The organism is Rhizobacter sp., from assembly GCF_031412075.1.
Taxonomy (GTDB): Bacteria; Pseudomonadota; Gammaproteobacteria; order Burkholderiales; family Burkholderiaceae_C; genus Rhizobacter.
On the sequence record NZ_JANOCG010000090.1, the window covers coordinates 1 to 6,829 of the forward strand.

The 6,829-nt window shown below is 65.4% G+C and carries 9 protein-coding genes; 7 read left to right on the forward strand and 2 right to left on the reverse strand.

Features of this window, described 5'->3' with window-relative positions; all coding sequences use genetic code 11:
• Window positions 1-159: OsmC family protein (locus RMO40_RS03405; protein WP_489660097.1), on the reverse strand; the 159-nt coding region annotated here is incomplete at its 3' end.
• Between the two features lie 291 nt (window positions 160-450).
• Here RMO40_RS03405 and ilvA point away from each other — a divergent pair.
• Both ilvA and RMO40_RS03415 read left to right on the forward strand, forming a co-directional pair.
• On the forward strand, window positions 451-2,022 hold the full coding sequence (gene ilvA / locus RMO40_RS03410; RefSeq protein ID WP_309716337.1) for a threonine ammonia-lyase, biosynthetic: 1,572 nt from the start codon (window positions 451-453) through the stop codon (window positions 2,020-2,022).
• Between the two features lie 67 nt (window positions 2,023-2,089).
• Window positions 2,090-3,157, forward strand: coding sequence for a nicotinate-nucleotide--dimethylbenzimidazole phosphoribosyltransferase (locus RMO40_RS03415; RefSeq protein ID WP_309716342.1), 1,068 nt, complete (start codon window positions 2,090-2,092; stop codon window positions 3,155-3,157).
• 12 nt (window positions 3,158-3,169) lie between these two features.
• Here the strand turns inward: RMO40_RS03415 and RMO40_RS03420 are convergent, their stop codons facing one another.
• Entirely contained in the window at window positions 3,170-3,745 is a 576-nt protein-coding gene (locus RMO40_RS03420; RefSeq protein WP_309716345.1) for a hypothetical protein, read from the reverse strand.
• 72 nt (window positions 3,746-3,817) lie between these two features.
• Here RMO40_RS03420 and gspG point away from each other — a divergent pair, with 72 nt between their 5' ends.
• From gspG to gspK, 5 genes are read left to right on the forward strand one after another with little or no spacing between them, the layout of a single operon-like run.
• Window positions 3,818-4,258, forward strand: coding sequence for a type II secretion system major pseudopilin GspG (gspG, locus tag RMO40_RS03425; RefSeq protein ID WP_309716348.1), 441 nt, complete (start codon window positions 3,818-3,820; stop codon window positions 4,256-4,258).
• Window positions 4,185-4,721, forward strand: a complete 537-nt coding sequence (locus RMO40_RS03430) for a prepilin-type N-terminal cleavage/methylation domain-containing protein (RefSeq protein WP_309716350.1) — start codon at window positions 4,185-4,187, stop codon at window positions 4,719-4,721. Before gspG ends, RMO40_RS03430 begins: the two co-directional genes overlap by 74 nt.
• Window positions 4,718-5,089 carry a type II secretion system protein gene (locus RMO40_RS03435; protein WP_309716353.1) on the forward strand — a complete coding sequence of 124 codons (372 nt, stop codon included), beginning with the start codon at window positions 4,718-4,720 and terminating at the stop codon, window positions 5,087-5,089. Before RMO40_RS03430 ends, RMO40_RS03435 begins: the two co-directional genes overlap by 4 nt.
• Window positions 5,090-5,091: 2 nt before the next feature.
• A complete protein-coding gene (locus tag RMO40_RS03440; RefSeq protein ID WP_309716355.1) occupies window positions 5,092-5,751 on the forward strand; it encodes a prepilin-type N-terminal cleavage/methylation domain-containing protein in 660 nt (219 codons plus the stop codon).
• Window positions 5,748-6,704 carry a type II secretion system minor pseudopilin GspK gene (gene gspK / locus RMO40_RS03445; RefSeq protein ID WP_309716358.1) on the forward strand — a complete coding sequence of 319 codons (957 nt, stop codon included), beginning with the start codon at window positions 5,748-5,750 and terminating at the stop codon, window positions 6,702-6,704. Before RMO40_RS03440 ends, gspK begins: the two co-directional genes overlap by 4 nt.
• The last annotated feature ends 125 nt before the right edge of the window (window positions 6,705-6,829 follow it).

The following is a 6,829-nucleotide window of genomic DNA, read 5'->3' on the forward strand; positions in this document are numbered from 1 at the left end:
GCAAGCGCCCGTGCCGGCCAGCACGGTTTCCATGGGGCGTGGCGCGAGATTGCGGCCACCGCCGTCGGGTGCACCGTCCATCATCAGCACATGGCCGCTGCCGGTTTCGGCCATGAAAGCCATGCCACTCGCCGCCACCCACTTGATCGTGCATTCCATCAAAAGCTCCGACTGCTGAAGTAATCACCAAAACGGGGATTGTGCTTCCCCCTAAAAAGTCGATGTTTCGTGTTTGCGTAGGCGGGAAATTTATTGCGGCGCAACATGAGCCCGCTTACACTGTTGGCATTGGCGTTGATTGAGTTTTACCTGCTCCGCGCCGACCGTTTGTCTCCTCCACCTCCTCTATTGGTGGATTCAACCCAAGGCAGCAATGCCTTGGGTTTTTTTCTGGGCCAAATGCCCCGCCGTATGATCCGGCGCCCCAAAGCCACCACCGCAGGAGACGCCATGACCGGCCCCGTTCGCCCCGCCAAGCCTCGCCGTGCCAAGGCACCGGGTGACGAACTTGGGCTCGCGAGCTACTTGCAAAAGATCCTGACGGCGCGCGTCTATGACGTCGCCATCGAATCGCCGCTGGAACTGGCCAAGAACCTGTCCAAGCGCGTCGGCAACCAGGTCTGGCTCAAGCGCGAAGACACCCAGCCGGTGTTCAGCTTCAAGCTGCGCGGGGCCTACAACAAGATGTCGGGGCTGAGTGCCGCCCAGCTCAAGCGCGGTGTGATCTGCGCCTCGGCTGGCAACCACGCCCAAGGCGTGGCCCTCGGTGCGCACCGCCTGGGCTGCAAGGCCATGATCGTGATGCCGGTCACCACGCCCAAGCTGAAGGTGGATGCGGTGCGCGCGCTGGGCGGCGAGGTGGTGTTGTTCGGCGAAAGTTATTCCGATGCGTATGTGCATGCGCTCGAACTCGAACGCCAACATGGCCTCACCTTCGTGCACCCGTTTGACGACCCCGAGGTCATCGCTGGCCAGGGCACCATCGCTGTTGAAATCCTGCGCCAGCACCAGGCACCGATCGACGCCGTGTTCGTGGCCATCGGAGGCGGCGGGCTGATCTCGGGCGTGGCGGCTTATATCAAGTCGGTGCGCCCCGAGATCAAGGTCATCGGCGTGCAGACCACCGACTCCGACGCCATGCTGCGCTCGGTCAAGGCCGGCAAACGCGTGCAGCTCAACAATGTCGGCCTGTTTGCCGATGGCACCGCCGTCAAGCTGGTGGGCGAAGAAACGTTTCGCCTCACTCGCGCGTTGGTGGACGACTATGTGGTGGTCGACACCGATGCGGTGTGCGCTGCCATCAAGGACGTGTTCCAGGACACGCGCAGCATCCTCGAGCCCTCGGGCGCGATGGGTGTGGCCGCCATCAAGCAGTACGCCGAAAAACACAAGCTCAAGGGTCAGACGCTGGTGGCCATCACCTGCGGCGCCAACATGAACTTCGACCGCCTGCGCTTCGTTGCCGAGCGGGCCGAGGTGGGTGAAGAGCGTGAGGCGGTCTTTGCCGTCACCATCCCCGAAGAGCGCGGCAGCTTCAAGCGCTTTTGCGAACTGATCGGCCCGCGCAGCGTCACCGAGTTCAACTACCGCATCTCCGACGAAAAGAAGGCGCATGTCTTCGTCGGCCTGGCCACGAGCAACGGCGGTGAGTCCGCGAAGCTCACCCGCAGCTTCGCCAAACACGGTTTTGCCACCGTCGATCTCACCCACGATGAACTGGCCAAGCAGCACCTGCGCCACATGGTGGGCGGGCGCAGCGAACTCGCGCGCGACGAACGGCTTTATCGCTTTGTCTTTCCAGAGCGGCCCGGCGCACTGATGCAGTTCCTCTCAAGCATGCACCCAGGCTGGAACATCAGCCTCTTCCACTACCGCAACCAGGGTGCCGACTACGGCCGCATCCTGGTGGGCATCCAGGTGCCACGAGGCGACAAGAAGGCGTTCAAAGATTTCCTCACCGGTCTGACCTACCCCTGGATCGACGAAACCGACAACCCGGCCTACCAACTGTTTCTACGCTGATGGCCGGGGCCGCACAATCGCGCGCTAAGCTGCGCGTTGCCCTTCAGACCTGATCTCCCGACACCCCATGCCTGTCAGCCGATCACTCATTGCCCCCACCTCCAACCCACTGCTCGAGCGGGCTTTGCGCGACAAGCTCAAGCGGCGAAGTGAAACGACGGGCAAGCTCGGCGAACTGGAGCCGTTGGCCGTCCGCCTCGGTCTGGTGCAGAACTCGCTCAAACCGCGCTTCATGGCGCCGCAAATTGCCCTCTTCGCGGCTGACCACGGCTTGGCGGTCGACGGCGTCGCCGCCCCCGGCCAGCCAACCACCGCCCGCCTGGTGCAAAGCCTGCTCACCTCGCAGCTGCCGGTGTCGGTGTTTGCACGCATCCAGGGCATGGAGCTCAGCGTGGTCGATTGCGGCGTGGCAGAAACCGTGGCGCCCCACCCTCGCCTGATGGCCCGCAAGATCGCCCATGGCTCTCGCAATGCGCGGGTCAACATGGCGATGACGCTGGACCAGGCGCACGCCGCCATCCGCGCCGGCATGGAGATCGCCGACTCGATGGTGGGCAACCTGGTCGCCTGCGCCGGCATCGGTGTGGGCTCGCATGAAAGTGCAGCACTGGTGTTGGCGGCCCTGTCGGGCGAACCCATCCAGAACCTGGTGCTCTCGCCCACCATGACACCCGAAGACGGCACGCGCGTGATGATGGTGTTGCAAGCCGCACAGGCACGCCATCGCGAGCTGAGCGACCCGGTCGAGGTGCTCGCTGCCTGCGGTGGTTTCGAGATCGCGATGATGGTGGGCGTGTTGCTGGTGGCCTCCAGCAAACGCCGTCTCGTCATGATCGACGGCATGCCAGCCTGCGCGGCGCTGATGGTCGCGGCGCGCATCGCCCCCACCGTCACCGACTACTGCGTGTTCTGCCGCAGCCACGGCCACCCGGGCCTGTCGACCACGCTCGGCCTGTTCAAGACGCTGGCCCTGCTGGAGCTGGGCATGGAGAGCACCGACGGCACCGGCGCCACGCTGGCCTTCCCCCTGGTGCAGAGTGCGGCCGCGCTGCTCACCGAAGTGGCAGAAGGCGAAGACGCTGGCCCGTCTCAACCCGCCGACATGGCCTCACCCGACGCAGGGTCGGCGGCCTAGCTGAGGCCTTGCTCAGCGCGAGGTGGCGGGGTTGATCTTGGCCGGGCGCGGAGGCGGCGCTCCGGAGGCTGGGTTGGCCACGCCAGCCGGCCGCTGAACCACCGCAGGCGCTTGCATCGGCGCTTGCACAGGCGGCGGTGAAGCTGGCTCGATGGCCAACCTGGGCAAGGCCCCGGTGGCAGGTGCAGGCAGCGCCGGGATCTCCAGCACGAACGACGAACCGCCCTGGGCCGCGCCGATCGATGCACTGCGCAGGCTGACGTTTTGCAGCACCAGCTGGTCTTCGACGCGAGCACCCGCCGTGAAGGCCCGTGCCGGTTTGCCGTCGATCGAGATCAGGGCCACACCCGGCGTCGAGCCATCGGCTCCGGCCTTGGCAGCCATCACGCCGAGCAAGCGGAAACGGCTGCTCATCTGGGGCGCAGCCGCCACAGCGGCGACAGGCTCCGCGCCGAGCAGGCCCGACAGGTCACCGCGCAGTTGCACCGCATCGCTCGCCACCACCGCATTGGACGGGACCGGGTCGGCGCGCACGAACAAGCGCATGCCCCAGAAAACGGTGGCGATGGCCACAAAGGCCCAAATCACGAAAGCTGACGGTCGAGCAATCATCGGACGATTATGATTCAACGCCTCAATGTCCAGCCACCCGTGCAAGTCATGAACCCTTTGATCAAGCTTCACGCCACTCGCCGCAGCCGTGGCTTCACCCTTATCGAACTGATGGTGGTGCTGGTGATCATCGGGGTGTTGGCCGCGCTGATCGCCCCGAACGTGCTCGACCGCGCCGACGATGCCCGCGTGACCGCCGCGCGCACCGACGTCAACAACATCATGCAAGCGCTCAAGCTGTACCGGCTCGACAACCAACGCTATCCCTCCGGCGAGCAAGGCCTGCAAGCACTGGTGACCAAACCCACCACGGGCATCATTCCCCCCAACTGGAAGCCTTATGTGCCCAAGCTCCAGAACGATCCCTGGGGCCGGCCGTACCAGTACGCCAACCCCGGCGTGAAAGGCGAGATCGATGTGTACAGCTTTGGTGCCGACGGCCAGGTGGGCGGCGAAGGCAAAGACGCTGAAGTCGGCTCCTGGCAATAAGCGCCGCAGCCACCACGCGGTCAGGGGTTTCACCCTGATCGAACTGATGGTGGTAGTGAGCCTGATTGCCATCGCCTCCGGCCTGATGAGCCTGGCGCTTCGTGACCCCGCTGGCACCCAGCTCGAGAACGAAGCCGCCCGCCTGGTGGCCTTGCTCGAATCGGCACGCGCCGAATCGCGCGCCTCGGGCATGGCGGTGCGCTGGGAGCCCCGCTCGGTCGACGCCGGCGATCCCGGTTTTGAGTTTGTCGGCGTCACCAACACCAGCGACTTCCCGGGCCAATGGCTCGGCACCGGTGTGTCGGCCGAGATCGTCGGTGCACGCGCCGTGGTGCTGGGGCCCGAGCCGCTGATCGCGCCGCAGCGCATCGTGCTGCGACTCGAAGACCAGCGCCTTGCCGTCGGCACCGACGGCCTGGGGCCGTTCTTCGTGGTCGACACCGAGAATCCCACCCCACCATGACCCACCGTCGAACACGCCGCTTCACGGGCTTCACGCTGATCGAGGTGATGGTGGCGCTGGCCATCGTCGCCGTCACGCTGGGTGCGGGCATGAAAGCGGCGGGGGCGCTGTCGGACAACGCACAGCGCATCCTCGAGGTCACTTCGGCCCAGTGGTGCGCCGAGAACGAGTTGACCGAGCTCAAGCTGACCAAGTTTTTCCAGGTGCCCACCGAGATCGAGTTCACCTGTGAGCAGTTTGGTGTGTCGTACCAGGGCAAGCTGGTCTCGCGCCGCACCCCGAACCCCAACTTCCTGCGTGCCGATGCGCAGATCTTCAATGAAGATGGGCGCCCCGTGCTGACCCTGTCGACGGTGCTGGGCCGCTGAACATGCGCGCGTCTGTTCACTCCCCGCAACGCGGCTTCACGCTGGTCGAGGTGCTGGTCGCGATGATGATCATGGCCATCCTCGCGGCGATGGCCTGGCAGGGGGTCGATGGCATCGTGCGCACGCGCGAGGCGAGCCAGGGTCGGCTCGAGCAGCTGCTGCGCGTCAACACCGTGCTGGCCCAGTTCCAGCAAGACCTCGAATCCGCGCAAGACAGCGGCGCCCTGCCCCAAACACTGCCGAGCTTTGACGGCTTGTCGCTGCGCCTCACACGCCGCACGCCCGATGGCCTGCAGCTGGTGGTGTGGTCTTTACGCGGCGGCACCTGGCTGCGCTGGGCCGGCCCGGCAGTGACCACCGCACGGGCCCTGCAAGACCAGTGGATGAGCAGCCAGCAGTTCCTCGGCAACGAACCTGGCCAGTTGCGCACCCTCACCGGCATCACCGAATGGCAGGCCTACTGCTTCCGCGGCAACGGCTGGAGCAACTGCCAGTCGAGCGCCGGCACCGACCCCTCGGCCGGCTCCGCATCTGCTCCCGCCCGCGTGGGCCCGCAGGGCGACAACGACCCGCTGAAGGCCGTGCGGGTGGTGCTGAGCTTCGGTGAAGGCAGCGGTTTCAACGGCAGCGTCACGCGCCAGATCGCCTTGGGCCCGCAATGAAATCGCCCCGACACCAACGCGGCGCAGCCATCTTGCTGGCCATGATCATCGTGACGCTCGTGGCCACACTGGCGGTGTCGATGATCTGGCAGCAGTGGCGCGCCGTGCAGGTTGAAACCGCCGAACGCTCGCGCTCGCAGTCGGCCTGGATCCTGTCTGGCGCGCTCGATTGGGCCGGGCTGATCCTGAAAGAAGATGCCCGCCCGAACACCGCGCCGGTTGACCACCTCGGCGAGCCCTGGGCGGTGCCCCTGGCCGAGGCACGCCTGTCGACCTTTCTTGCCGCCGACAAAGACAACACCGACGACGCGCCCGACGCTTTCCTCTCGGGCAGCATCACCGACGCGCAGTCGCGCTTCAACCTGCGCAACCTGATGGTGGAAGGCAAAAACGAACTCTCGGTGCCCGATGTGGCCATCCTGCGCCGCCTGTGCGAGAACGTGAACGTCTCCGTCAACGTGGCCGACACGCTGGCCAACGGTTTCAAGGAGGCCTACACCCCACCGGGCAGCCCGGGCGCCAACACCAACCCGCCACTGCCTCCCAAGCGCATCGCGCAGTTGACTTGGCTGGGGGTGGACCCGCAGGCCCTGCTGCGGCTGGAGCCGCACATCGTGCTGCTGCCCGAGCGCACAACGGTCAACATCAACACAGCCTCACGCGAGGTGATCGCCTCGGCCATCCCCAAGCTCAACGTGGGCGATGCCGAACGGCTGGTGCAATACCGCCAGCGCACGCCCTTCAAGAATGAACAAGAAATCCAGGCGCAGCTCACCGGCATGACGGCAGAAGAGCTGGCGGGGGTGAGCTTCAACTCGCGCTTTTTCGAGGTGCGCGGGCGCCTGCGCCTGACAGACCGTGTGCTGGAACAACGCTCGCTGGTGCAACGCAGCCAACGGGTCATCACCGTTCTGAGCAGCGAGCGCATCAATTCCAATGACCGCGGGCGCTGAAACCATGCTGCGCCTCGTTGCAACAAACACTACAAGAACACGCTGCAAGCCGTTGATTCGGGTAGGTTTGTACGGTCGTGCACTTACATTTCCGCTACCCTCGCACCCTGTATGAGCACGCTTGT